Source organism: Sphaerimonospora sp. CA-214678 (assembly GCF_050942215.1).
Taxonomy (GTDB): Bacteria; Actinomycetota; Actinomycetes; order Streptosporangiales; family Streptosporangiaceae; genus Sphaerimonospora.
Genome location: NZ_CP192056.1, coordinates 1,403,560 through 1,428,026 on the forward strand (window position 1 = coordinate 1,403,560; position 24,467 = coordinate 1,428,026).

The following is a 24,467-nucleotide window of genomic DNA, read 5'->3' on the forward strand; positions in this document are numbered from 1 at the left end:
TCATGGGTCGGCCGTTCATCGAATTCATCCAGAGTCAGGTTCTGCCATGGCGGCAGGGCCTGTACGGCGGGGCGCGTCCCGGCATCGAGATGCGGATGCTCAGCCTGGACCAGGAGACCGGTGCGTCGAGCACCTTGCTGCGTTACCCGGCCGGCTGGAAGCAGGACGCTCCGCAGGTGCTGGCGGCCGACGAAGAACTGTTCGTGCTGGCCGGGTCGCTCACCATCGGTGACGTCACCCACACCCGCTACGGATATGCGCACTTGCCGTCCGGATATGTCCGCCCCGCCATGTCGAGCACGGACGGCGCGGTCGTGATGACGTTCTTCTCCGCCGAGCCGCGCGTCGCCGCCGAGTCGGCCGATGGCATGGACGAGGCTCGGCTGGTCGAAGCGGTCAGCGCCTTCGACGGCCCGTGGACCGGAAACTTCCACCCCCGATTCCCCGCGGGGGCCGGTCGGAAGTTCCTGCGCCAGGACCCCCACGACGGTGAGCAGACCTGGGTGCTCGGCACGATGCCGTTGCGGTGGGGGCTGCGGGCCGAGAAGCATCCGGTCGTCGAGGAGATGTACCTGCTCGCCGGGGAGCTGGTCGGCCACATCGGCACCATGCGCGCCGGCGCCTACTTCTGGCGCCCCGAGGAGGAGTGGCACGGTCCCTTCGGATCGCCGACCGGCAACCTCATGCTCTTCCGTACCAAGGGCGGTCCGCTGTCGACGATCTACGAAGACGAGGAGCGGGAGTTCTCCTGGCAGCCGGAGCACCGTCCCATCCTGCCCCCGGACCTGAAGGAGCTGGGCGGGCAGCCGTGGGACGGCGGCTGCGCATGCTACTGACCCGCGGCGCCTGAAACCGCCCCGGGCGGAACCCGGCACGGTGACGATGCCCCCCGCCGGTCGCCGGCGAAGGCGATCGGCGGGGCGGAAACCCGGCCAGGGGGATGGCGTGCAGGTCGACGGCCTGAATCCAGGCGTTGTGTATGCGCTCGCCAGGGTGCTCGCCGACATGGGCACTGTCGCTTTTCTCGTTCCAGGGGCAGGCCCCTTACCTCGTGTATAACGTTCGTGTTATGAGTTGGGGAGAGGTGGAACTGGAGCCCGAGGTCGACGAGTGGTTCGACTCGCTCAGCCAGGACGACCAGGAGACCGGCGATCTTCTACGTTGACCTGCTCGCTGAGCGAGGAGGCGGTGCGGGCCGTGAAGCGATGTATCGCGGAGGCTCACACAGGGGAAGAGGAGTGAGTGCCATGGCCGAGCGCAGGGCGTGGTCGGACAAGCGCGCCGAGATCACGAGCCGGCCCGGTGCCGGAGCCGCGTACGAGGCCGCGCGAATCCGTTTCGAGCTCGGCGAGGCCGTACGGCGGCGCCGTGAAGAACTCGGCCTCACCCAGGCCGAGCTCGCCGAGCGGGCCGGGCTCAAGCAGCCGGCGGTGGCCCGCTTCGAGGCAGGCGGCACTATGCCCACGATCCCCATGCTGGAACGCCTCGCCGAAGCGCTGGAACTGCGACTCAGCGTCCAACTCCAGCCACTTCCCAAAGCGAGCTGACCTTCGCTCCTGGAAGCAACCTCTGGCAGTGCCCCCGTCCTCTCCTCAGAGAAACGTGGTCCGCGGTGCGTGCTGTCTGACCTCGGCGGCCGGGTGGGTGGCCGCCTGTCGTCGCGGGGGTGGTAGGGCAGGGGCCGTTTGGGGTGGGGCGGCTTTCCTCGGCGGGACGGTGTTCGGGGAAGGCCGCCCAGACCCTGCCGGTCACCGGCAAAGCGATCGGCAGGGCGGCTCATCGGGCCTGCCACGGTGGGGAGCATCAGGTTGCGTACGGCCTGAGCCGTACGGCCGCCGAGTCCGAGGCGGGTGTGGCGGGTCGGACCTACGTGGGCGGGGTGTCCATGACGGCGAGGGCGGCCAGGCCGATGAGGTGCATTCCGGCGTTGCGGGCCTCGGCGATCGTCAGCTCGATGACGGCGCGGTCGTCGATCTGGAGGTGGATGCGGGGCTCGTCGTCGCCGGGGCCGAGGACCAGGTCGAGCCAGAGCCGCTGTGGAAGCCCCGCCAGGGGGATGGCGTGCAGGTCGACGGCCTGAATCCAGGCGTTGTGAATGCGCTCGTCGGGGCGCTCGTCGATGTGAGCGTCCATGCACCATGGCGGACATGATCGATCCCGGTCCGGCCGGCTCGAAACGTACCGGTCGCGGGTGTTGAGAGTGCCCTGCGGGAGTCCGCCGTCTCGCCGACCGTCGTGCGCACCCGGCTCGGCGACGTCGATCGAGGCCTGGCCTGTGATTTCGTTCTCGGTCACTGGGTCACCGCCAGCTCGGCGAGGCTCTCCTGCTCGGCGATGGCCTGGCACAGCGCACGTAGGTCGTCACCGTCGACCGTACGGTAGGCGCCGGCCCGCTCGGCCTCCGGAGAGAACGGCCGCTCCCGGCTGGCCCACAGCCGCCCCTCATCACTCCTCATGATCCGCCACCCGGCGAACTCCGTACCGGCCGCGACGGCCTTATCGTGTGACATGGTCAGGAACCTCCATTTCCTGATCAGGACCCGCCCGGTCGTGTGGAGCGGCGGGCGGGTCCGCTATTCGGTAGCCAGATGAGCCGTTTTCAGGCAGGACCTCCCCAAATTCCGCCACCAAGGCATCACGCTCTGTAGCGACTCGGCTACATAATCGCGTGTACTGTGCACTCAGGCAAGCCCTGTACACGTAGAAGTTTTACTGATCTCCTATCAGACTTGACCCATGGTCATGAAGAGTCCAACCGTCCGGCATCGTCGCTTGGGCCGTGAGCTGCGGCGACTCCGCGAATCGTCTGGTCTGACGCCGGAAGGCGCAGCGAAGCAGCTCGGATGGAGCCGACCGAAGGTCAACCGGATCGAGAACGCGCGGACCAGCCCGAGCGTTGCCGATGTCGCAGATGCCTGTGATCTGTACGGTGCCGACTCCGCGACCAAGGCGGGACTGATCCAACTCTGCCGGGAAGCGAGCCAGCGCGGCTGGTGGACTGCCTACAGCGACGTGTTCGCCGGATCGTACGTGGTCTTGGAGGCCGAGGCGACGGCGATCCGCACCTGGGAGCCGCTACTGATCCCGGGACTGCTACAGACCGAGGAGTACGCCCACATGCTTATCGGTGCTGTCCGGCCGACCTTGGACGACACGGAGCTGAAACGCAGAGTTGACGCTCGGATGGCGCGCAAGATCACGCTTCTCGGTTCAAGCGCGCCATCACTACATGCGTTGGTGGACGAGAGTGCTCTGCGCCGTCCGATCGCGTCAGCAGGTGCGATGAGGCGGCAACTGGAGAGCCTCATCGACGTCGCCGACGAGCCCAACGTGACGATCCAAATCATGCCGCTAACGGTCGGTCTGCACGTCGGGCTCGATGGGGCCTTCTCCGTGCTGTCCTTCGACGACGGTGATCCCGACGTGGGCTACATCGGCTGCCCCGGAGGTGACGTGTATGTGGAAGCCGCCGAACAGGTAAGGGGGCTTACGCTGACATTCGAGCACCTCGCCGAGATAGCCCTGCCCCCTGACGAGTCAGCGGCGTTCATCGCCGCAGCGAGGAGAGATCATGAGTGACTTCCCCGACCTGGCCGCCGCCGCGTTTCGTAAGTCAAGCTACTCGGGCGCCACTACTGACAACTGTGTCGAGGTGGCCACGAACGTGCCGGGCCTGGTGGCCGTACGGGACAGCAAGGACCGTTCGGGTCCGGTGCTGGCCTTCACCCCCAGCGAGTGGAGCGCCTTCATCGCCGGTGTGAAGAGCGACGAGTTCAATATCTGACTGCGGAGGCACCCCCGGATCGGTCGCGCTGGCAGGTCCAGGGATACCCGCGTGCTGCTGAGGGGAGCTTGCGGTACGCGGATCACGCCTACCTGGTTGGGCGAGGTTCTGTGGCGTCTCCTCCTACTCCGGTCGGGTGGGTGTGTCTATGTGAGCATGCCGTTGGTCTTGCTTGGCAAGGGACCGCCTGGTCTAAGCCCCAACCGGAACACCTTGGTCTGAGAGGTTGCGGGGCACCCTGCCGTTCGGCGCCTTTAACGAAGCGGGAGACCCCGAACACGGATGCCGGTAGTTGTGAACGCCGCGATCGCGCCCCTGGAGAGATGCGGTTGGAGGATATCGAGGTGCGAAAGGATGGTGTTCACCAGGTCAGGTGGCCGGAGTTCCAGGAGCTCGCGAACGAGGATGATCGAAGATTCGGTGGCGCGAGCCTGAGCCAGGAGCGCGCCGAAGTCGGTGTCAGCGGAAATGATGACCCGGTCGCCCGCTACGGCAAGTGCCATGATCGTGGTGTCCGGTGCGCTCTTCGCGTGAAGATCACGAACGTGTACCGCGTCATGATCGGCTTTGGTGAGTAGCTCGGCGACTCGAGGTGAGAGGTTCTCGTCGACCAGGAAGTTCACGCCGACTCGCGAAGCCGGTAGAAGTGGACGTTCGTCGACGCCGCTGCGTACTCGAGAGCCTGCTTGACGTCGTCGCGTTCGAGATCGGGGTAGTCCGACAAGATCTCGTCGAAGGACCAGCCGGCGGCAACGAGTCGGACCACGGTCTCGACGGTGATGCGCAGGCCGCGGATGGTGGGCTTGCCTTCGAGCTTATCGGGCTCGACGGTGATGCGGTCGTAGGTCATGGTGTCTCCCCTCGCTCCTGATACTGCAAGGTTGGCCACGAGCGGGCGAGCGCCATTGACTGAGTCAGACGCATGAAGGACATACGCCGCTGGGGACCAAGTAGCTGGAACGGTGGGTTACCTGCCCAGCGATCTGGAAGTGGAGGGGTGATGGGAGTCGAACCCGTGCTGTCATCTTGGGAAGCTGATGGGGTGTCGATTGCTCCGCTACGCTGACGGATCGTGATTACGGGTGAACTGAAGAACAAAATTGACCGGCTCTGGGACGCCTTCTGGTCAGGGGGGATCTCCAACCCGCTGGAGGTCATCGAGCAGATCACCTATCTGATGTTCATCCGGCGGCTGGAGGACATCCAGACCGCGAAGGAGCGCAAGGCCAGCCGGACCGGCAAGCCCATCGAGCACCCGATCTATGACGACGAAACCAACGTGCTGCGGTGGTCGCAGTTCATCGAGCTGCACCCGGAGAGCATGCACCAGACCGTGCGGGACGCGGTCTTCCCGTGGCTGCGCGTGCTGGGCGGCGAAGGCTCCACCTACTCCCAGCACATGAAGGACGCCCGGTTCACGATCCCCACGGCGAACCTACTCACCAAGGTCGTTGACATGATCGACGACATCCAGCTGGGTGAGCGGGACACCAAGGGCGATCTCTACGAGTACATGCTCAGCAAGCTCGCGACATCGGGCCAGAACGGCCAGTTCCGAACATCGCGGCACATCATCCAGCTCATCGTGGAGATGATGGCCCCCGGACCAGGGGACGAGATCTGCGACCCGGCCTGCGGCACAGCCGGCTTCCTCGTCGCGGCGGCGCAGTACGTCGCCCGGACCCACAAGGACGCACTGCTCGACCTGGCGCAGCGGCGCCACTTCAACGAGAACATGTTCCACGGCTTCGACTTCGACAGCACGATGCTGCGGATCGCCAGCATGAACATGATGCTCCACGAGATCGAGCGTCCCGATATCCGCTATCGGGACTCGCTGGCCGAGAGCACCGCGAGCGAGGCTGAGCGCTACACGATGATTCTGGCAAACCCACCGTTCGCCGGGAGCCTCGATTACGAGACCACCGCCAAGGACCTGCTCAAGGTCGTCAAGACGAAGAAGACCGAGCTGCTGTTCTTGGCGCTCTTCCTCCGCCTGCTCAAACCCGGTGGCCGGGCGGCCGTCATCGTGCCCGACGGGGTGCTCTTCGGGTCGACGAAGGCGCACAAGGAACTCCGCCGCATCCTGGTCGAGGATCACAAGCTAGACGCGGTGGTCAAGCTCCCAAGCGGTACCTTCAAGCCGTACACCGGGGTCTCCACGGCCATCCTGTTCTTCACCAAGACCAACAGCGGCGGTACGGACGACGTCTGGTTCTATGAGGTCACCGCGGATGGCTTCAGCCTGGACGACAAGCGGACCCCGCTGTTGAGCGAGGACAAGCTCGGCCCCACACCGACTTCCCCGCTTGACGAGGCCGAGTACGCCAAGAACAACCTCCCGGATGTCCTCGCACGATGGGCACTCCGCAACGGCAGCGAGAAAAAGCGCGCCAGGACCGAGCAGAGCTTCTGCGTCCCCAAGGCCGACATCGCCGCCCAGGGCTACGACCTTAGCCTCAACCGATACAAGGAAGTCATCCACGAAGAGATCGAGTACCGCCCCCCGATGGAAATCCTGGAAGAGCTGGAGCGCATCGAGTCCGAAATACAGCAAGGCGTGTCCGAACTGAAGGGAATGCTTGGATGAGCGGGTGCCCATCCGTTCCCATCGGCGAGATCGTCCATGTTCTCGGCGGAGGCACACCCACGCGCAGCAATTCGGATTACTATGGTGGGGATATTCCGTGGGTGACTCCCAAGGACATGAAAACCTGGGATATCCGGCGTGCGCAGATCGGCATCACGCAGCGGGGGCTCGAAAATAGCGCGGCGCGCCTGGTCCCGGAGAACAGTGTCCTCATCGTGGTCCGCTCTGGCGTCCTTAAGCACACACTCCCGGTCGGACTGAATCGCGTCCCGGTCGCTATTAATCAGGACATGAAAGCCCTGGTCTGCTCGGATGATGTTGATCCGAACTATCTCGCCCATTTCATCAAAGGGCGATCCGACACGATTCTTACATGGGTGCGAGCCACCACCGCGGACAACTTTCCCATCGACAACCTCAAGCAGCTCCCGATCCCGCTCCCTTCCCTTGACGAGCAGCTCCGGATCGTATCGCTACTAGTTCAGGCCGATGCGCTGCGCGCGAAACGGCGGGAGGCGATCACCCTCCTCGATGATCTCGCGCAGTCCTTCTTTTATAACATGTTCGACGACCTGGCTACAAACGCCCGTGGTTGGGACGATTCACTATCGCTGGGCGATGTGGCCGAGGTTACATCCGGGATTACCAAGGGGCGGAAAGTCTCGGGGGCACTCCGTCCCGTCCCCTACATGGCCGTGTTAAATGTCCAGGACAAGATGCTTGATTTGTCGGTGGTCAAGGAAATTGAAGCCACCGAAGCTGAAATCCAGCGATACCGGCTCCTTAAAGACGACCTCCTTCTGACGGAGGGAGGGGATCCCGACAAGCTCGGGCGAGGCACGCTCTGGCAGAACGAACTTCCGGAGGCTATTCATCAAAATCACATATTCAGGGTTCGCCTGCGCCCTGACTCCAAAGTGGAGCCCAACTTCCTGAACTGGCTATTGGCATCCGAGAGGGGGCGTAGATATTTTCTTCGCTCTGCGAAGCAGACGACGGGAATCGCTTCTATCAACGCAACCCAGCTTCGCCAGTTCCCCCTGGTCGTCCCGCCTCTCGTGCTACAGAACGAGTTCGCCGTCCGGCTGGGAAAGATTAAGGCGCATAAGTCGACGCAACAAGCCCACCTTGCCGAGCTGGACAATCTGTTCGCGTCGTTGCAGCAGCGGGCGTTTCGGGGGGAGTTGTGGGATACTCGGGATAACTGAATCCTTCCCCCGGAGGGTGTCCGTTGGGCAACTTCGAGTTTCTTCGTCCGGAATGGCCTGATTTATACGAAGAAGCCACTCGCGCCGAGCGGTTGGCGATCGCCGATCCACGGGTGTCGTGCTTCTATGCCCGGCGGACGCTGGAGTTGGCGGTCGCCTGGCTCTATACGGCCGATGACACGCTGCGGCTGCCGTACCGGGACGATCTCGCCGCCCGGATCACTGAGCCGACCATGGTCAGGCTGGTCGGCCCGGCGATCCGCACCAAGATGGATCTCATCCGGCGGCAGGGAAACTCGGCCGTGCACCGCCGGGGGCCGGTGCCGCCCGCCGACGCGGTCCGGACCGTGGCCGAGCTGTTCCACGTCATGTACTGGATCGCGCGGCGCTATGCGCGTGGCCAGATGCCGACCGTCGGCCTGGCCTTCGATCAGACGCTGATTCCCAAGCCCGTCCCGGCCGAGGTCAGGCAGAAGAGGCAGGCCGAGATCCAGGACATGGCCGAGGAGTTCGCCAGGCAGCAGGCCGATCTGGCCAAGCAGCTTCGCAAGAACCAGGATCTCGATGCCGAGCTGGCCCGGCTCCGGGCCGAGATCAAGCAGGCCAAGGCGGCCAACGCGGCGGTCCCGGACACCCACGACTACAACGAGGCCGACACTCGGAAGCTGCTCATCGACCTGCTGCTCAAAGAGGCGGGCTGGCCGCTCGACAAGAAAGAGGACCGGGAGTTCCCGGTCACCGGCATGCCCAATGGCGGCACCGGCAGGGTCGACTACGTCCTGTGGGACGACAACGGCAAGCCGCTCGGTCTGGTCGAGGCCAAGCGCACCAGCCACGATGCCGGCGTCGGCCAGCACCAGGCCGAGCTGTACGCCGACTGCCTGGAGCAGATGTTCGGCCAGCGGCCGGTGATCTTCTACACCAACGGCTATGACACCTACATCTGGGACGACCTGCGCTATCCGCCGCGTAAGGTCCAGGGGTTCTACACCAAGGACGAGCTCCGTACGGTGATCCATCGCCGCAGCGGCAGCCGGCCGCTGTCGACCGAGCCGATCAACCCCGAGATCGTCAACCGCAACTATCAGACCCTGGCCATCCAGCGCATCGGCAAGACCTTCGACAAGGACGGCATGCGGCACGCGCTGCTGGTGATGGCGACCGGCTCGGGCAAGACCCGCACGGTCATCGCGCTGGTCGACCAGCTGATCCGGGCCAACTGGGTGAAGCGGGTGCTGTTCCTGGCCGATCGGCAGGCCCTGGTCACCCAGGCCGCCAACGCGTTCAAGGAGCACCTGCCCGGCGTGCCGACGGTGAACCTGCTGACCGAGAAGAACGACGAGGGCCGGGTCTACGTCTCGACGTACCCGACCATCATGAACCTCATCAACGAGACCGCCGACGGCGTACGCAGGTTCGGACCGGGCTACTTCGACCTGGTCGTCATCGACGAGGCGCACCGGTCGGTCTATCAGAAGTACGGAGCGATCTTCGACTACTTCGACTCGCTGCTCGTCGGGCTGACCGCCACGCCGAAGGACGAGATCGACCGCAACACCTACCGGCTCTTCCACCTCGAAGACGGCGTGCCCACCGATGTCTACGGCCTGGACGAGGCCGTGGCCCAGGGTTACCTCGTCGCGCCGAGCGCGGTGGACGTGCCGCTGAAGTTCCAGCGCGGCGGCATAAAGTACGACGATCTCTCGGACGAGGACAAGGAGAAGTGGGACGCGATCGACTGGTCGGAGAACGACGAGGCCCCCGACGAGGTCAGCGCCGACGAGATCAACAAGTTCCTGTTCAACGCCGACACCATCGACAAGACGCTCACCACGCTCATGAGGTACGGCGCGAAGGTCGAGGGTGGGGAACGCCTCGGCAAAACGATCATCTTCGCCCGGAACAACAACCACGCCGAGTTCATCGCCCGACGCTTCAACGAGCTCTTTCCCGAGTACAAGGGCGCGTTCGCACAGGTCATCACCCATCAGAAGCGGCTCGCCCAGGATCTGATCGACAAGTTCTCCGACCGTGACAAGGCCCCGCACATCGCCATCTCGGTCGACATGCTCGACACCGGGATCGACGTGCCCGAGGTCGTCAACCTGGTGTTCGCGAAGCTCGTACGGTCCAAGACGAAGTTCTGGCAGATGATCGGGCGTGGCACCCGGCTGTGCCCCGACCTGTTCGGCCCCAACCAGGACAAGAACGGCTTCCTCGTCTTCGACCTGTGTCAGAACGTGGAGTTCTTCAACCAGAATTTCCCCACCGCCGAGGGCAGGATCCAGCCCTCGCTGAGCGAGCGGCTGTTCCGGCAGCGGATGGACCTGCTGCTCGACCTCGACCGGCAGCACCCCGAGCTGTCCCCGCCGGAGGACGGCACGCCGGACGGGACGAAGAGCGAGATCGACCTGCGCTGGGCACTGGCGGAGCGGCTGCAGGCCGAGGTGGCCAACATGAACACCGCCAACGTCGAGGTGCGCCGTCGGCTACGCGAAGTCGAGACCTACCGGGAGCCGGCCAGCTGGCATCGGATCACCCCGGACAAGCATGCAGAGATCACCTCGGCCCTGGCCGGGCTTCCCACCGAGTTCCGCGACGACGACAACAGTCAGGAGGCCAAGCGCTTCGACCTGCTGTCGCTGCGGCTGCAGCTCGCGCTGATCCGGGCGGACGCCGACTACCCCAAGCTCCGCACGCAGGTGCAGGAGATCGCCTCGGCCCTGCTCGACCCGACCACGCTGACCATTCCCAACGTCCGGCGGCAGCAGGAGTTCCTCGAAGACCTCACCACCGACCAGTGGTGGGAGGACGTCACGCTGCCGATGCTGGAGAACATGCGCAAGCGGCTGCGCGGGCTGGTCAAGCTCATCCCCAGGGTGAAGCGCGGCATCGTCTACACGGACTTCGAGGACGAGCTCGGCGACCTGAGCGTTACGCAGATCAACGGCGTCTCGCTGGGTACGGACAAGTCCAGGTTCGAGGCCAAGGTGCGGACGTACCTGCGCAGCCACGAGAACGAGCTCGTGATTCAGAAGATCCAGCGGAACCGGCAGATCACCTCGGCCGACCTCGACCAGCTTGAGCTGATCTTCCTCAGGAACGGCTTCGGCACCGGGGATGACATCGAGCGGGCCAAGTCCGAGCACGGCGGGCTCGGCCTCTTCCTCCGTGGGCTGACCGGCCTCGACCATGCGGCCGCGGCGAAGGCGTTCGACCGGTTCCAGTCCGGCCGGAACCTCACCGCCAACCAGCTGCACTTCGTGACGCTGGTGATCGACTTTCTGACGACGAACGGCTTCATGGAGGTCGATGTGCTCTACGAGTCTCCGTTCACGTCGGTCGCTCCCGGCGGCCCCGAGACCATCTTCCCCGATCCCGACGTCGACGCCCTCGTCGAAGTCCTGGCAACCGTGCAGGCGACGGCCGTACCGGTGGAGAGCGCCGCCTGAGCCGGTTCAGGCGGACTCGCGGACGATGAGCTCGGTGGGGAGGATGACCGGGTCGGCCGGGCCGTCCTCGAACAGGCCGAGCAGCAGCCGGACCATCGCGACCGCCTGCTCCACGATCGGATGCCTGATCGTGGTCAGCGGGGGCTCGGTGTAGCGTGCGGCCTCGATGTCGTCGAACCCGACCACGGCGACGTCGTCCGGCACCCGCCGGCCGGCCTGGCGCAGCGTCTGCAGCGCGCCGATCGCCATCAGGTCGCTGGCGACGAACACCGCGTCCAGCGCCGGATCGTCCTCAAGCAGGTGCCGCATGGCGATCGCGCCCGACTCCCGGGTGAAGTCGCCGACCGCGACGATCGATCGGCGGTCGCAGGCGCGCAGCGCGTCACGGTAGCCGGTGAGCCGGTCCTGACCGCCGATCATGTCCTGTGGCCCGGCGATGGTCGCGATGCGGCGCCGTCCCCGGTCCAGCAGGTGCCGTACGGCCTTCTCGGCGCCGCCCACGTTGTCGTTGTCGACGTACGGCAGCGGCACGGGCACGGCGGGCCTGCCGTACGAGACGACGGGGACGCCCATGCGTGTGATCGCCGCGGGCAGCGGGTCGGCGCCGTGCATGGAGATCAGCATGACTCCGTCGACGTGGCCGCCCGCGATGTACCGCTCGATCCGTGCGTGGCTCTTGGCCGACCCCGCCAGCATCAGCACGACCTGCCGGTCAGCGTCCTCCAGCTCCAGGCTGGCGGAGCGGATGACGGTCGCGAACATGGGATCTTCGGAGAAGACCCGGGTCGGCGGTTCCGACACGACCAGGGCGATCGACCCGGTCCGCTGGGTGACCAGGCTGCGCGCGGCCGAGTTGGGCACGTAACCCAGCTCGTCGACCGCGCGCAACACCGCCTCCCTGATCTGTGGAGTGACGGTGAGCCTGCCGTTCACGACCCGGGAGACGGTCGCACGGGACACCCCCGCCCGCGCCGCCACCGCCTCCAGCGTGGGTCGTCTCATTCATTCCCCCCGCAGCCCGTTGCGTTGGATGACCTCCCGATACCACAGCGCGCTGTCCTTGGGGAGGCGTCGCTGGGTCGAGAAATCGACGTACACGATGCCGAACCGCTTGTGGTAGCCGTAGGCCCACTCGAAATTGTCCAGTAGCGACCATACGAGATAACCCCGGAGGTCCGCACCGGCCGCGATCGCGGCGTGCGCGGCCCGCAGGTGCCCGTCGAGGAAGGCGATCCTCTCGGGGTCGTGCACCCGCCCGCCCGCCTCGTCGCCGGTCACGCCGTCCTCGAAGGCCGCGCCGTTCTCGGTGATCAGCAGCCCGACCTCCGGATAGTCGCGCGACAGCCGTACGAGAAGGGTCTCCAGGGACGCCGGTTCGATGGGCCAGCCCATCGAGGTCACCGGGCCGGTCGGCGGCACGAACCGGATGTCCTCGGTGCCGGGGTAGTCCGGATTGGCCGGCTCGCCGGGTGAGCGTGAGACGGTCGTGGGGCAGTAGTAGTTGATGCCGAGCAGGTCGATCGGCTGGTGGATCACGGCGAGATCGCCGTCCCTGATGTGATCGAGGCCCCCGTGCCCGGCCGCGATGTCCAGGACCTCCTCCGGGTAGCGTCCGCGCAGCGCGGGGTCGAGGAACTGCCGGTTCAGCAGCGCGTCGACCCGGGCCACGGCCTCCTCGTCCTCGCCCAGCACGGTGCCGAGGTTGAGCGTGAGCGCCAGCTCGGCCGCGCCCGCCGCACGCAGGGCGGAGGCGGCCAGGCCGTGCCCGAGCAGCAGGTGGTGCGCGGCCCGGAACCCGGCGGCCGGGCTTCGCCGTCCGGGTGCGTGCACGCCCGAGCAGTAGCCGAGGAACGCCGATACCCAGGGCTCGTTCAACGTCGTCCACGTCCTGACCCGGTCGCCGAGCCGGTCGTGTACGGCCAGGGCGTAGTCGGCGAACCGGGAGGCGGTGTCCCGCTCGGTCCAGCCGCCCAGATCCTCCAGCGCCTGGGGCAGATCCCAGTGGTAGAGGGTGGCGTAGGGGGTGATGCCCCGGCTGAGCAGCTCGTCCACCAGCCGGTCGTAGAAGTCGAGGCCTTCGGTGTTGACCGGCCCGGCCCCGGTCGGCTGGATTCGGGGCCAGGCGATCGAGAAGCGGTACGCCTTCAGGCCGAGGTCGGCCATGAGCCGTACGTCCTCCGCGTACCGGTGATAGTGGTCGCAGGCCACGTCGCCGGTGTGGCCGTCGGCCACCTTGCCGGGGGTGTGCGAGAACGTGTCCCAGATGGACGCGCCCCGGCCGCCCTCCGAGACCGCGCCCTCGATCTGGTAGGACGCCGTGGCCGTACCCCAGACGAAGTCGTCGGGGAAGCGGACGGAGCCCGCGGATAAACGGCCGAAGCCGTCAGGTGAACCCGTCATCACTTAACAGCCCCCTGCATGATTCCTCCGATGATCTGCTTTCCGAGCATGACGAAGATCAGCACCAACGGCAAGGCCGCCACCTCCGGTGCTGGAAATTTCGATCTTTAAGAGAGCGCTCTCATCGTGCTCTCAGCACAGGGTGGGCCGGGAGTGCGCTAAGCGTCAATACCGGGATCAGTAACGATCCTCGTTATCGGACTTCGAAAGAGCGCTCTCAGGGATTTGGCCTCGTCGGCACGTTCCTGTCGCGGAAAACGCTCTCGCGAGCACGACTTGGCTCTTGACTGATGTCGGATCCGGGGGGAAAGTGACGGCAAGTCGGTCCGCGGCCGCGGCGCGTTCCCCCTGTCCTTGACGCATCTCCGCCGAGGAGATCAAGGAGAAGAGGCAGCCATGCATGAGTCCCATCCCCCTGCGTCCCATCCCCCAGCGTTTGGGCGATCCGTCCGGACACGATGGCTCCGCCGCCCGCTCTTGGCCCTGTTCACCGCCTGCGCGGCGGTCGTCGCCTTCGCCGTACAGCCGGCCGGCGCGGCGGTCCCGGCCACCCCGTCGGGCTGGTCGCTGGTCTGGGCGGACGATTTCAACGGTTCGGCCGGATCACTGCCGTCGTCCGCCGACTGGATCATCGACACCGGTCATTCCTACCCCGGCGGCCCGGGCAACTGGGGCACCGGAGAGATCCAGAACTACACCGCCGACCCCGCCAACGTCAGCCTGGACGGCAACGGCAACCTGCGCATCACGCCGATCGGGAGCGGCCAGAACTGGACCTCCGCCCGCATCGAGACCCGCCGTGCCGACTTCAAGCCGGCCCCCGGCCGCATCCTGCGGATCGAGGGCCGCATCCAGATGCCGAACGTGACCGGTGAGGCCGCCCTCGGCTACTGGCCGGCCTTCTGGGCGCTCGGCTCGCCCTACCGCGGCAACTACTGGAACTGGCCGGCGATCGGCGAGTTCGACATCATGGAGAACGTCAACGGGCTCAACACGGTCTGGGGCGTGCTGCACTGCGGCGTCTCCTCCGGCGGTCCGTGCGACGAGACCAACGGCCGCGGCGCCAGCCGGGCCTGCCCCGGGTCGACCTGCCAGTCGGCCTTCCACACCTACCGCTTCGAGTGGGACACCAGCGTCACGCCCAATCAGCTGCGGTGGTACGTCGACGGCCAGCAGTTCCACAGCGTCAGCCAGAACCAGCTCGACGCCACGACCTGGTCCAACATGACGTCGCACGCCGGATACTTCCTGCTGCTCAACGTCGCGATGGGCGGTGCCTTCCCCAACGGCGTTTCCGGCCGCGCCACCCCGACCTCGGCCACGGTCTCCGGACGGCCCATGGTGGTCGACTACGTGGCGGTATGGCAGAGCGGCGGCGGCACGTCGCCCAGCCCCACGCCCACCTCCTCGCCGACCCCCCCGCCGCCCGGCGGCGTCGACGCCAGGTCCACCATCCAGGCCGAGAACTACCAGGCGCAGAGCGGCACCTCGGTGGAGACCACCAGTGACACCGGCGGCGGGCAGAACGTCGGCTTCATCGCGAACGGCGACTGGCTCCGCTACGACCGGGTCGATTTCGGCTCGACTCCGGCCCGGCAGTTCAAGGCGCGGGTGGCGTCGGGTGCGACGGGCGGGGTGAGCGGGCTCGTCCAGGTCAGGCTCGACAGCCTGACGGCCGCGCCGATCGGCAGCTTCGCGATCGCCGACACCGGCGGCTGGCAGAGCTGGCGCACCGTCCCGGCGAACATCTCCGCCGTGACCGGCACGCACACCGTCTACCTCACGTTCAGCAGCGGCCAGCCCGCCGACTTCGTCAACGTCAACTGGTTCACGTTCTCGACGTCGTAGCCGTCGTCGGGCGCATCCGCACCGGCTGAGGGCCGGTCGAACGGCCGGTTCCGGTACGGCGAGGCCCGCCGTACCGGAACCGGCTCCAATCGTGTCTGTCAGTCGGTCGGCTCGGCCGTCTCCTCCTCCTCCGGACTCGGGGTCATGGTCCCGTGCGGCGACGGCGCGCTCTCCGAGGGCATCGGCGCTCCCGGGCCGCCCGCGCCTTGTCCGGGCCACTGCGGCCGGGTCAGGTCCGTGACCATGAAAGCGGCCGGTCGCTGGCCCTGGGCCGAGCCGATCACCCAGACCTTGTCACCGGTCTTGATCCCGGAGATGCCCTCCGGCCCGGCGAAGACGCGGGTCGAGCCGCTGACGGCGTAGGTGCGCGCACTGCCGTCGTCCCCGCGCACCGAGATGGAGTTCTGCCCGACCGAGGTGGCGACGCCGGCCTGGGTGGTGAAGGTCTGGTACCCGCCGCCGGGTGTCGCGCTGGCTCCGGGAGTGGGCTGGATCCGCGGTGGCTGAGCCGCGGGGTGGACACCCTGCGAGCCGCCGGCCGTGGCCAGGCCCGCCCCGGTGGCGACCAGCGCGGCCGCCGCGACGCCCAGAACGAGTCTGCGGCCTCCCGGCCTGCGCCGGGTGTGCTTGCGCGAAGGGAACTCGGGCGGGCGGATTTCGGAATCAGTCATCGGACGCTCCCTCCACCTCCACTCGTCGCCGTGCGGGGGGCGCGAGGGCGGGACGCCAGGCGGGATGACGCCTGGCGCGGCACGGCATGACGCATCGTGGCCGGTGTGGCTGGTCGGTGTCTTGTCGAACCGGTGTCTTGTCGAACCGGTGTCGTCCCGGGACCGTCTTTCCGGGACTGTCTGTGCTGCGGCCCGCGCTGGGCCGTGACCGGATGTGACGAGAATGCGCGCGAGCGTGCGGCGGAAGATGTGCGTGTGCGCGCTCCGGCCGTACGGATCGTCACCGGTCAGCCGCCGCTCGGCCGCCGCGCCGAGACGGTCGGCATGCCGGTGAATCCTCTCGCCGCCCTACCCCCTCCCGCACCACGCTCACCGCTCCTCGCGTAAAGACCTCGTCCAGCGGCGGTGGGCGGAAGACCAGCCGTTTCCGCCGGTCCCGGGGTGCGGGACGGGGTGTTCCCCGCCCGGGTCCCACCGCCCGCCGAAGCATGCCGAAAGATTGATTGACGGAGATAATCTGCCGCCGTATCGTCCATCCGGCCATGTATGCCTGCACCGTGAACTCCGAGGATTCCGTACCGCTTCCCCGGAAGGCATGGCGAAAACAGGAGGGGGATATTGGCACTCAAGATCCTTGGGCCGCTTGAACTGGTCGCCGGGGGTGGTTCGCTCGACCTCGGCGGACCCAGACAGCAGGTGGTTCTCGCCATGCTGGGTCTGAATGTGAACAGCGTGACTTCGATGGATCAGCTGATCGAGGCCGTTTGGGGCGAGTATCCGCCGCTCACCGCACGCGGACAGGTTCAGGTATGCATTTCGGAGATCCGAAAGCTGTTGACCAGGGCCGGATATCCGCGCGCCGTCCGCACCCTGAATCCCGGATATGTGCTGGAACTCGGCGAGGCCGACCTGGACAGTTTGGCCTTCACCAGCAGAATCGCCGCCGTGAAGAAGCAGATCGACGCCGGGCACGCGGCCGGGGCGGTCGCCGGGTTGCAGGCGGCGTTGGCGCTGTGGCGTGGTGACGCCCTGGTGGGGGTGCAGAGCGACCTGGTACAGCGGACGGCGACCGCGCTGGACGAGAAGCGGCTGGTGGCCGTCGAGGAGTACATGCGGCTCCGGCTGGAACTGGGTCCGCAGGAGGAGTTGATCTCGGAGCTGCTGGCGCTGGCGGCAAAGCACCCGTTGCGTGAGCGGCTGCACGGGTTCCTCATGCGTGCGCTGTACAAATCGGGTCGGCAGGCGGACGCGCTGAAGGCGTACCAGCGGGTGCGCGCCACCCTGGTCGAGCAGATGGGGATCGAACCGGGACAGGAACTGCAGGACCTGCACCGGGCGATCCTCGTCCAGGACGCCTCGCTCCACGCTCCACGGACCACAGGTGCCCGGCACGGGAACACACAGGCCGGAGACACGGAGTTCGCAAGCGCGCGATCCGGAGGAACGTCCGGGAGCGCACAGTCCGGAGGCACGTCGGCGAGCACGCCGCCGGACGCAGGCGGGGGGCCGGACGACCACGCCCAGGGCGCGCGATCACGCCGGGGGATGCTCGCCTGGACGCCGCCGCGGCAGCTGCCGGCCAGCATCGCCGACTTCACCGGGAGATCGGCGGAGATCGCGGAGATCAGGCGACTGCTCGTCACCGGCAGGAACGTGGAGTTCGCCGGATACGCCATGCCCATCGTCGCCATCTCCGGACGGGGAGGGGTGGGCAAGTCCACCCTCGCCATCCGGGCGGCACATGAGATCCACGACTCCTTCGAAGACGGCGTCCTCTACGCGGAACTGCGCGGTCTGACCTCATCGGAACAGATCTCGACACAGCTCGCGCGTTTCCTGCGTGCTCTCGGCGTCCCGGGTCCGGCGATTCCCGACGGCGCGGGCGAGCGGATGGAGCTGTACCGCAGCTGCCTTTCGGCCAAGCACGTGCTGGTGGTGCTGGACGACGTGCTCGACGAGGACCAGATACGTCCGCTGCTGCCGGGCAGCCCGACCTGTGCGGTGATCACGACCAGCAGGAACAAGCTGACGGGGCTGCCTGGCGCCCATCACGTCGCCGTCGAGGCGCTCGACGCCGCCGAGTCCTTCGACATGCTGACGAAGATCCTCGGCAGTGAACGCGTACTGGCGGAGGAGCCGGCGGCCAGGGAGCTGTACCGTCTGTGCGACGGCCTGCCGCTGGCGCTGCGCATCTCGGGCGCGCGGCTGGTGTCGCGCAAACGGTGGCCCATCGGCCGGCTCGTCGACCGCATGCGGGACGAGGTGCGCCGGCTGGACGAACTGGAGCACCGGGGGTGGGAGCTTCGCTCCAGCATCGGCCTCACCTATCGGAGCCTCGACGGATCGGCGAAGCGGCTGTTCCGTCTGCTCTCGATGCTCCAGGCGCCCGACGTCCCCTCCTGGGCGGCCGCCGCGCTGCTCGACACGGACGTCGCCTCCGCCGAGGACGTGCTGGAGCGGCTGATCGACGCGCATGTCCTGCAGAGCGTCGACCATCCGAACGCCCGGCACCTGCGGTACCGGTTCCACGACCTGATCCAGGTGTACGCCCGTGAGCGGCTGGCCGAGACCGAGACACCCGGCGAGCGTGCCGCCGCGCTGAGCAGGGCGCTCGGGGCGTGGCTCGGGCTCGCCGAGGTGGCGCACCGCAAGGAGTACGGCGGTGACTACACCCTCATCCACGGCGCGGCGCCGCGCTGGCGGCCCCCGGACGCGGACCTCGCGGCCATGGTCGGCGATCCGGCCGAATGGTGGGACGGCGAACGCTCGGCTCTCGTGGCCGCCGTACACCAGGCGGCCGAGGCCGGTCTCGACGAGCTCTGCTGGGATCTGGCGCTCACCTGCGTGACGCTGTTCGAGGCCAGGGCCTACCTCGACGACTGGTGGGAGGTCGCGCACACCGCGCGGGAGGCGGCGCTCCGGGCGGGAAACCCGACCGGGGTCGCGGCCATGGCGTACTCGATCGGCACGCTGCACATGTTCCAGGGCCGGCTGGCCGAGGCGGAGGAGTCCTTCCTGACCGCCGTGAAGCTGTTCGAGGCCGGCGGCGACGAGCACGGCCTGGCCCTGGTGCTGCGCAACGCGGCGAACGTGGACGGGCTTCGCGGGAACGACGACGAGATGATCGCGAAGTACGACAGGGCGCTCAAGCTGCTGCGCGAGGTGGGTGATCACGTCGGGGCGGCCCACGTCATGCGGACGCAGGCGAAGCACTGGCTGCGGCTCGGGCACACCGACAGGGCGCACGCGCTGCTGGAGCAGGCCCTGGAGACCTGCCGGGAGGTGGGCTGCGTCCGGGTCGAGGCGCAGGTGCTGCACAGCTTCGCCGAACTGCATCTGATGACCGGCGAGCTCGACCTGGCCCGGCAGGAGCTGTACCAGGTGTTGCGCGTGGTGCGGGACGGCGGCGACCGGATCGGTGAAGCGCACGCCCTCTACAGCCTGGGCCTGGTCCGCTATCGGGAGGGCCGCCTGGACAACGCCGAGACCACGATGGCGCACACGCTGGAGCTCGCCAGGAGCACGGGCGAACGGATGATCGAGGCCAAGGCCGGCTACACGCTGGGGGAGATCGCGCTCGCCCGCGGCAACAACGCGTCGGGGGTCAGGCACATCGAGAAGGCCAGGAGCGCGTTCCAGGAACTCGGCTCCGCCGTCTGGACGGCGAAGGCGTACGTTCTCCTCGCCGATTCGCACGCGGCCAACGGAGATCTGGCGCTGGCCCGCCGGGAACTGGACGAGGCGGTGGCGCTGCTCACCGCCGACGGATCGGCCGAGGCTCGCCGGATGCTCGGCACGTGGCCCGAGCGCGGCCCGTACTTCGAGGTCGGCACTTCGCGCTGACCGCCCGCCGCCCCGATCACCAGTGCGTGTCGGCCGGGCCGGCGCCGGGTGAGGGGGCGGGAGAGGGGACGACGGGGTTCCAGTGGGTGTCCGCCGCGGACGACGCCTGTGCCATCGCGACGGCACCGGTCGCGCCGATCAGCAGTACGAGTGCGCACGCGGTGGATCTGCGCTTCGTGATCATCGTTTCCCTCCGGAGGCTTCGGCCGGCGGCCGGGACGCGGTGTCGGACGCCGCCATTCCACCCGGCGAGGTTTCCGATCAGCTTCTCGTCGGCTATCGGCTCGGAGAAGCGGACCAGAAGCGAATCAGAAGCGGCGGCGGAGAAGGTGGCGGCAGACGACCCACCCGTCCGGATCCGTGAGGGGACATGATGAGTCCGGTGCTCCAGATCAGCTGGGAGGACGTGCATCAGGCCCTCGACGATTTCGATCCGGTCACCGTGGTCGTGGACGAGCTGACGGGGGAGGCGGCCGGCGACGTCGCCGGCCTCGCCGACGTCGGCCGGTTCATCGAGGTCGAGGACCCGGCGTCGGCCGATCGCTTCCTGCTGCCGGCGGGTGCGCTGCGGACCGTCCGCGGTTCCTGCCTGGCGGTCGCGGCCGCGCAGCTGCTCCTGCCGCCCGGCGCGGCCACGGTCTGCGTGCTGGGGTCGGAGTCCGAGGCCGCCGTGCTGCTTAAAATGATCATTCAGTACGTGCGGGACGTCGGCCATGTGGCGGTGTGCGTCGTGGACGGCCCCCCGGGACCGGCGGTGACCCGGCGGGTCCGTGACGAACTCGTCCTGGCCGGGATCGATCTCACCGTGGGCACCGACGCCGGTGAGGCGCTCTTCGGGGCGAATCTGGTCGCCGTGGGCCGGTCCCGCGCCGACCCCGGGATCGAGAAGATCTCGAAAGGCGCGATTCTCGTGAACGCCGGCGGACGTGATCTCCCCACCGCCGTGGTCGCCGGCGCTGCCGCGATCTACGTCGACGACATGCGGCTGATCGGGGAGAGCACGCACCGGTATTTCGTCAGGGAGCACCTGGCCCGCCTGGAGACCCCTGCCACCGGCCGAAGACACCTCCAACCCCGTGCCCGGCCCGTCAGCGGCGACCTCGGTGGCCTGCTGAGCGGCGACTCCGTCCCGCGTAAACACCCGGCGGAGCACATCCTGGTCGAACTCCTCAGCACGGAGACGGTGAGCGCCCGGCTCGCCTGCGAGCTGGGCCTGGCCGCGCGCCGGCTCGGCCTGGGAAAAGAGATCGATCATCTCTGTGAAGATCAGCGTGGAAGGTGACCATATGCTGTGCGAATCGCCAGACTGCTCACGTCGTCCCGCGGCCGGTTTCCGGCTCTGCGCGGAATGCCGGGAGGCGGTGCGCGGGGAGCTGCGGAGCCTGCCCGGCCTGCACCGGGAGTGCGCGCTGAGGCTCGTCGACGTCCCCGACGGGATCGCCCGGCGGGTCACCTCCACCAGGCAGCCGGGCCTCGACCTCAACGAGGCCGTGGTCGAGGCCCGGTCCGACATCATCGGGGTCCTGTCCTCCTGGTGTGGCCTGGTCGCCCATCAGCGCGGGGTCGCGGCGCCCGGCCCGAGGTCGGCCGACGTGCTGGCCGCCTTCCTCGACGGACACCTCGCCTGGCTGGCGCGTCATCCGGCCGCCCGGGACTTCGCGGCCGAGGTCCGTCGGCTCGCCGCGGCGGCGCGCGCCGTGATCGAGCGCGGATCCGGACGGCCGCGGCCCCTCGGCCCGTGTGACCGGCCCGAGTGCGGGCAGATCGTCTACGCGACCCCCCTCTCCGACGGCCGCCGGCAGGTGCGGTGCGACGGAGGCCATGTCTGGCAGCCGCACGAGTGGCTCTCGCTGAGCCTGCGCATCGAGCAGGCCGCCGCCGGTGAGCCGAGGCGGGAGCGGGTGGCGTGAGCGGTTCCCGCCGGAGAGCCCGTCGTACGGTGCCCACCCGGCTGGCGGCACTGGCCCTCGGGGTCCCGGAGGCCACCATCAGGAAATGGGCCAGCCGTGGAAAGCTCAGCCGGTACGGCAGCCCGGGACGCGCCGAATACGACCTGGACGAACTGTTCCACGTCGCCGCCGCGGCGGCGGATCCGGAAAAGCGGGTGGAGAATACGCTGACCGCATAGTTCTCGTTTCCTTCGCCAGATATTCGCAGCCCGTTCGGCACAGGCGACGCCGAACGGGCCGGCGGCGTTTCCGGAGAATTCCTCCGGCCTGCCGGGGGGGGCATGCCGACGCCCTTCTCCGGTACGGCCATCAGGCTGCGACCATGTCGATCCGGACGCTCCCGGAGCGCGGCGGAGAATGTCGGAAATCTTTCTCGAGAGGGTTGACCCGGTACCGGAAGAGGTGTCACGCTTTCCACGTGGCACCCGTGTGCCTGAAACGGTCCGATCCCCTTCTTTTGGCCTGGACCGTCCTTCACTCCTAATCGTCGTGGACGTTTCCGGCCATTAGCCTGAATTACCGAAGATCTCGTTGATACGGTGTGCTGTCCGATGAGAGAAGACAGCGTTTCAGGAGTTCGACGATGACACTGGCACAGGCGGCCGACCGGTCTTCCGCACGGCCGAGTGTGGACTTCTACTTCGACCCGATCTGCCCGTTCGCATGGGTCACCTCGAGATGGATTCTCGAGGTCGAGCGCGTACGCGACATGGACCTCCGCTTCCGCGTGATGAGCCTGTCCGTGCTCAACGAGCACAGGGAGATCGACGCGTGGTACCGGGAGTTCTGCGACAACGGCTGGGGACCGGTGCGCGTCGCGATCGCCGCCGCCCGCGAGCACGGCGACGGCGTGCTGCGCGACCTCTACACCGCCATGGGGACGCGGATCCACAACAAGAAGAACGACGACTACGCGGTGGTCATCGCCGAGTCCCTCGCCGAGGTGGGCCTGCCGGCCTCGCTCGCCGCGGCCGCTGACGGCACCGACCACGACGAGGCGCTGCGCGAGAGCCACCGCGCCGGCATGGAACCGGTGGGCGCCGAGGTCGGCACGCCGACGATCCACATCGACGGCGTCGCGTTCTTCGGTCCCGTCCTGACCGCCATCCCCAGGGGCGAGCAGGCCGGGCGGCTGTTCGACGCGGCGCGCGAACTGGCCGCCTATCCGAAGTTCTTCGAGCTGAAGCGCTCGAGGACGGGCGGGTTCGACTTCGACTGAGGTCTCGGCCGTCCGGGGACCGGCGCCACCTCCCGGTGGCGCCTTCCGACGCCGTCCTTCCGGCGCCGCCTGCCGGTGGCGCCTTCTGACGCCGTCGTCTCCTGACGTCCCCTCCTTCTGTTCCTCCTGTTCAACCGCTCCGCGTCCCCGGAGGGAAGAAACATGAAACCGGACGCCTTTATCCTCACCGGGTCATTCCTGGTCATCAGCCGTACCCCGCGTTACCTGCGCGAACTGGTCCACCGGAACCTCAAGATCCTGGTGATCACACCCTCGGCCTGGCGGGAGGAGGCGCTACGCGCCGCTGCCGACCCCGGGAATCCGGCGTCGGCGATCGCGGATTTCGCCTTCGCCGACGGCGACGTCAAACAGGAGAACTCCTACCTCCCCGGGGTGGCGGCGGCCGTCCAGGACTGGCGGCGCGAGTACCGCATCGCGGGAGTATGCGCCGTCGGGGAGACCCTGGTGGAGCCGACCGGCGTGGTGGCCGACGTACTGGGACTGCCCTCGCCGGGCCTGCGCGCCACGCGCGCCTGCCGGAGCAAGTATCTGCAGCGTCTCTACCTGCCGGAGTTCAGCCCCGCCTCGTGCACCATCCCGCCCGGCGCACGGGCGGGCTTCGACGCCCGCGATGTCGTCTTCCCGGCGGTGGTCAAGCCCGCCACCCGGCACTCCAGCTCGGGGGTGTGGACGGTGCACGACGAGGCGGAGCTGCGGGCTCGGCTGGCCGGCTATCCGGAGTACGAGACGCTCCTCGTCGAGGAGAAGGTCGCCGGGCCGGAGTTCTCGGTCGAGAGCCTGGTGCAGGACGGCAAGGTGCTCTTCGCCTCCGTCACGGCCAAGCGCACCACGGCGTCGCACGCCGACACCTTCGTCGAGCTGGCGCACACGGTCGGGGACCTGCCCGGTGCTGAGCGGGAGATCCTGCTGGACGCCAACCACCGGATGCTGGAGCGGCTCGACTTCCGGGGCGGCATCGCCCACGCCGAGTGGCGGCTGGACGGCGCGGGGCGGCCCCGGCTGATGGAGGTCGCCGCACGCACGCCCGGCGACGGGATCACCGTGCTCTACCACCTGGCGACCGGGCGGCCGCTGGAACCGGAGATCATCCGCATCGCCCTCGGCGAGGCCGCCGCCTACCCCCGGCCGCTCCGGCACGCCCGCGAGGTCTATCTGGAGCACGAGGCCGGGGTGCTCGGCGACGTGACCGTCGACTGGCCCGGGGTCGTGCCGCACCGGATCCGCCCGGGCGATCAATGGCCGGAGCTGACGCCGGGGGCGGACGACGATCCGCCCACGCTGCGCGCCGTGTTCGTGCAGAAGGAGCGGGGCCGGCGGCTGGGGCCGCTGCACAGCTCGGAGGACCGGCTGGCGAACTTCTTCATCGACGCGTCGACGCTCGCCGAACTCGACGCGCTGGAGCGCCGGGTCAGGGACGCCGTCACGGTGCGCATGCTTCCCGACGGCGTACGGCAGGCCCCCGCGCGTGAGGAGACCTAGGAG

The 24,467-nt window shown here is 67.9% G+C and carries 22 protein-coding genes; 14 read left to right on the forward strand and 8 right to left on the reverse strand.

Annotated features, from left to right (window positions below):
* Positions 1-2: 2 nt before the first annotated feature.
* Together ACQP1K_RS06550 and ACQP1K_RS06555 are read left to right on the forward strand one after the other, a co-directional pair.
* Entirely contained in the window at positions 3-836 is an 834-nt protein-coding gene (locus tag ACQP1K_RS06550; RefSeq protein ID WP_433499970.1) for a cupin domain-containing protein, read from the forward strand.
* A 411-nt stretch (positions 837-1,247) separates the two neighbouring features.
* Positions 1,248-1,547 (forward strand): helix-turn-helix domain-containing protein, encoded by a 300-nt coding sequence (locus tag ACQP1K_RS06555; RefSeq protein ID WP_433499971.1) that lies wholly within the window; start codon positions 1,248-1,250, stop codon positions 1,545-1,547.
* 319 nt (positions 1,548-1,866) lie between these two features.
* Here ACQP1K_RS06555 and ACQP1K_RS06560 read toward each other — a convergent pair whose 3' ends face one another.
* Positions 1,867-2,295, reverse strand: a complete 429-nt coding sequence (locus ACQP1K_RS06560; RefSeq protein ID WP_433499972.1) for a hypothetical protein — start codon at positions 2,293-2,295, stop codon at positions 1,867-1,869.
* Positions 2,292-2,510: a hypothetical protein gene (locus tag ACQP1K_RS06565; RefSeq protein WP_433499973.1), complete on the reverse strand. Its 219-nt coding sequence runs from the start codon at positions 2,508-2,510 to the stop codon at positions 2,292-2,294. Before ACQP1K_RS06565 ends, ACQP1K_RS06560 begins: the two co-directional genes overlap by 4 nt.
* A 226-nt stretch (positions 2,511-2,736) precedes the next feature.
* On the opposite strand from ACQP1K_RS06565, the gene ACQP1K_RS06570 reads away from it, so the two are divergent.
* Together ACQP1K_RS06570 and ACQP1K_RS06575 are read left to right on the forward strand one after the other, a co-directional pair.
* Positions 2,737-3,579, forward strand: a complete 843-nt coding sequence (locus tag ACQP1K_RS06570; protein ID WP_433499974.1) for a helix-turn-helix domain-containing protein — start codon at positions 2,737-2,739, stop codon at positions 3,577-3,579.
* Positions 3,572-3,784: a DUF397 domain-containing protein gene (locus ACQP1K_RS06575; RefSeq protein ID WP_433499975.1), complete on the forward strand. Its 213-nt coding sequence runs from the start codon at positions 3,572-3,574 to the stop codon at positions 3,782-3,784. The genes ACQP1K_RS06570 and ACQP1K_RS06575 overlap by 8 nt, the downstream gene beginning before the upstream one ends.
* A 254-nt stretch (positions 3,785-4,038) precedes the next feature.
* On the opposite strand, the gene ACQP1K_RS06580 is transcribed toward ACQP1K_RS06575, so the two are convergent.
* Both ACQP1K_RS06580 and ACQP1K_RS06585 read right to left on the reverse strand, forming a co-directional pair.
* A complete protein-coding gene (locus ACQP1K_RS06580; protein WP_433499976.1) occupies positions 4,039-4,407 on the reverse strand; it encodes a DUF5615 family PIN-like protein in 369 nt (122 codons plus the stop codon).
* Positions 4,404-4,634 (reverse strand): DUF433 domain-containing protein, encoded by a 231-nt coding sequence (locus tag ACQP1K_RS06585; protein WP_055477916.1) that lies wholly within the window; start codon positions 4,632-4,634, stop codon positions 4,404-4,406. Before ACQP1K_RS06585 ends, ACQP1K_RS06580 begins: the two co-directional genes overlap by 4 nt.
* Positions 4,635-4,856: 222 nt before the next feature.
* Between ACQP1K_RS06585 and ACQP1K_RS06590 the strand changes: the two genes are divergently transcribed.
* The 3 genes from ACQP1K_RS06590 (at position 4,857) to ACQP1K_RS06600 (ending at position 11,034) form a co-directional block, all read left to right on the forward strand.
* Entirely contained in the window at positions 4,857-6,374 is a 1,518-nt protein-coding gene (locus tag ACQP1K_RS06590; RefSeq protein ID WP_433499977.1) for a type I restriction-modification system subunit M, read from the forward strand.
* Positions 6,371-7,582: a restriction endonuclease subunit S gene (locus tag ACQP1K_RS06595; RefSeq protein WP_433499978.1), complete on the forward strand. Its 1,212-nt coding sequence runs from the start codon at positions 6,371-6,373 to the stop codon at positions 7,580-7,582. The genes ACQP1K_RS06590 and ACQP1K_RS06595 overlap by 4 nt, the downstream gene beginning before the upstream one ends.
* A gap of 92 nt (positions 7,583-7,674) precedes the next feature.
* Entirely contained in the window at positions 7,675-11,034 is a 3,360-nt protein-coding gene (locus tag ACQP1K_RS06600) for a DEAD/DEAH box helicase family protein (protein ID WP_433499979.1), read from the forward strand.
* A 6-nt stretch (positions 11,035-11,040) separates the two neighbouring features.
* On the opposite strand, the gene ACQP1K_RS06605 is transcribed toward ACQP1K_RS06600, so the two are convergent.
* Both ACQP1K_RS06605 and ACQP1K_RS06610 read right to left on the reverse strand, forming a co-directional pair.
* Positions 11,041-12,036 (reverse strand): LacI family DNA-binding transcriptional regulator, encoded by a 996-nt coding sequence (locus ACQP1K_RS06605; protein WP_433499980.1) that lies wholly within the window; start codon positions 12,034-12,036, stop codon positions 11,041-11,043.
* Positions 12,037-13,434 carry a GH1 family beta-glucosidase gene (locus ACQP1K_RS06610; protein WP_433499981.1) on the reverse strand — a complete coding sequence of 466 codons (1,398 nt, stop codon included), beginning with the start codon at positions 13,432-13,434 and terminating at the stop codon, positions 12,037-12,039. It lies immediately after the preceding gene.
* Between the two features lie 477 nt (positions 13,435-13,911).
* Here ACQP1K_RS06610 and ACQP1K_RS06615 point away from each other — a divergent pair, with 477 nt between their 5' ends.
* On the forward strand, positions 13,912-15,282 hold the full coding sequence (locus tag ACQP1K_RS06615; RefSeq protein WP_433499982.1) for a glycoside hydrolase family 16 protein: 1,371 nt from the start codon (positions 13,912-13,914) through the stop codon (positions 15,280-15,282).
* A gap of 98 nt (positions 15,283-15,380) precedes the next feature.
* On the opposite strand, the gene ACQP1K_RS06620 is transcribed toward ACQP1K_RS06615, so the two are convergent.
* Positions 15,381-15,953 (reverse strand): hypothetical protein, encoded by a 573-nt coding sequence (locus tag ACQP1K_RS06620; RefSeq protein WP_433499983.1) that lies wholly within the window; start codon positions 15,951-15,953, stop codon positions 15,381-15,383.
* 696 nt (positions 15,954-16,649) lie between these two features.
* Between ACQP1K_RS06620 and ACQP1K_RS06625 the strand changes: the two genes are divergently transcribed.
* Positions 16,650-19,796, forward strand: coding sequence for an AfsR/SARP family transcriptional regulator (locus ACQP1K_RS06625; RefSeq protein ID WP_433501502.1), 3,147 nt, complete (start codon positions 16,650-16,652; stop codon positions 19,794-19,796).
* 16 nt (positions 19,797-19,812) lie between these two features.
* Here the strand turns inward: ACQP1K_RS06625 and ACQP1K_RS06630 are convergent, their stop codons facing one another.
* Entirely contained in the window at positions 19,813-19,980 is a 168-nt protein-coding gene (locus ACQP1K_RS06630) for a hypothetical protein (protein ID WP_433499984.1), read from the reverse strand.
* 198 nt (positions 19,981-20,178) lie between these two features.
* On the opposite strand from ACQP1K_RS06630, the gene ACQP1K_RS06635 reads away from it, so the two are divergent.
* From ACQP1K_RS06635 to ACQP1K_RS06655, 5 genes are all read left to right on the forward strand, one after another.
* Positions 20,179-21,078 (forward strand): hypothetical protein, encoded by a 900-nt coding sequence (locus ACQP1K_RS06635; protein WP_433499985.1) that lies wholly within the window; start codon positions 20,179-20,181, stop codon positions 21,076-21,078.
* A gap of 79 nt (positions 21,079-21,157) precedes the next feature.
* Positions 21,158-21,706: a hypothetical protein gene (locus ACQP1K_RS06640; RefSeq protein WP_433499986.1), complete on the forward strand. Its 549-nt coding sequence runs from the start codon at positions 21,158-21,160 to the stop codon at positions 21,704-21,706.
* On the forward strand, positions 21,703-21,924 hold the full coding sequence (locus tag ACQP1K_RS06645; protein WP_433499987.1) for a MerR family transcriptional regulator: 222 nt from the start codon (positions 21,703-21,705) through the stop codon (positions 21,922-21,924). The genes ACQP1K_RS06640 and ACQP1K_RS06645 overlap by 4 nt, the downstream gene beginning before the upstream one ends.
* 404 nt (positions 21,925-22,328) lie before the next feature.
* Positions 22,329-22,964 carry a mycothiol-dependent nitroreductase Rv2466c family protein gene (locus tag ACQP1K_RS06650; RefSeq protein ID WP_433499988.1) on the forward strand — a complete coding sequence of 212 codons (636 nt, stop codon included), beginning with the start codon at positions 22,329-22,331 and terminating at the stop codon, positions 22,962-22,964.
* A 162-nt stretch (positions 22,965-23,126) separates the two neighbouring features.
* Positions 23,127-24,464, forward strand: a complete 1,338-nt coding sequence (locus ACQP1K_RS06655) for an ATP-grasp domain-containing protein (RefSeq protein ID WP_433499989.1) — start codon at positions 23,127-23,129, stop codon at positions 24,462-24,464.
* Positions 24,465-24,467 lie beyond the last annotated feature (3 nt).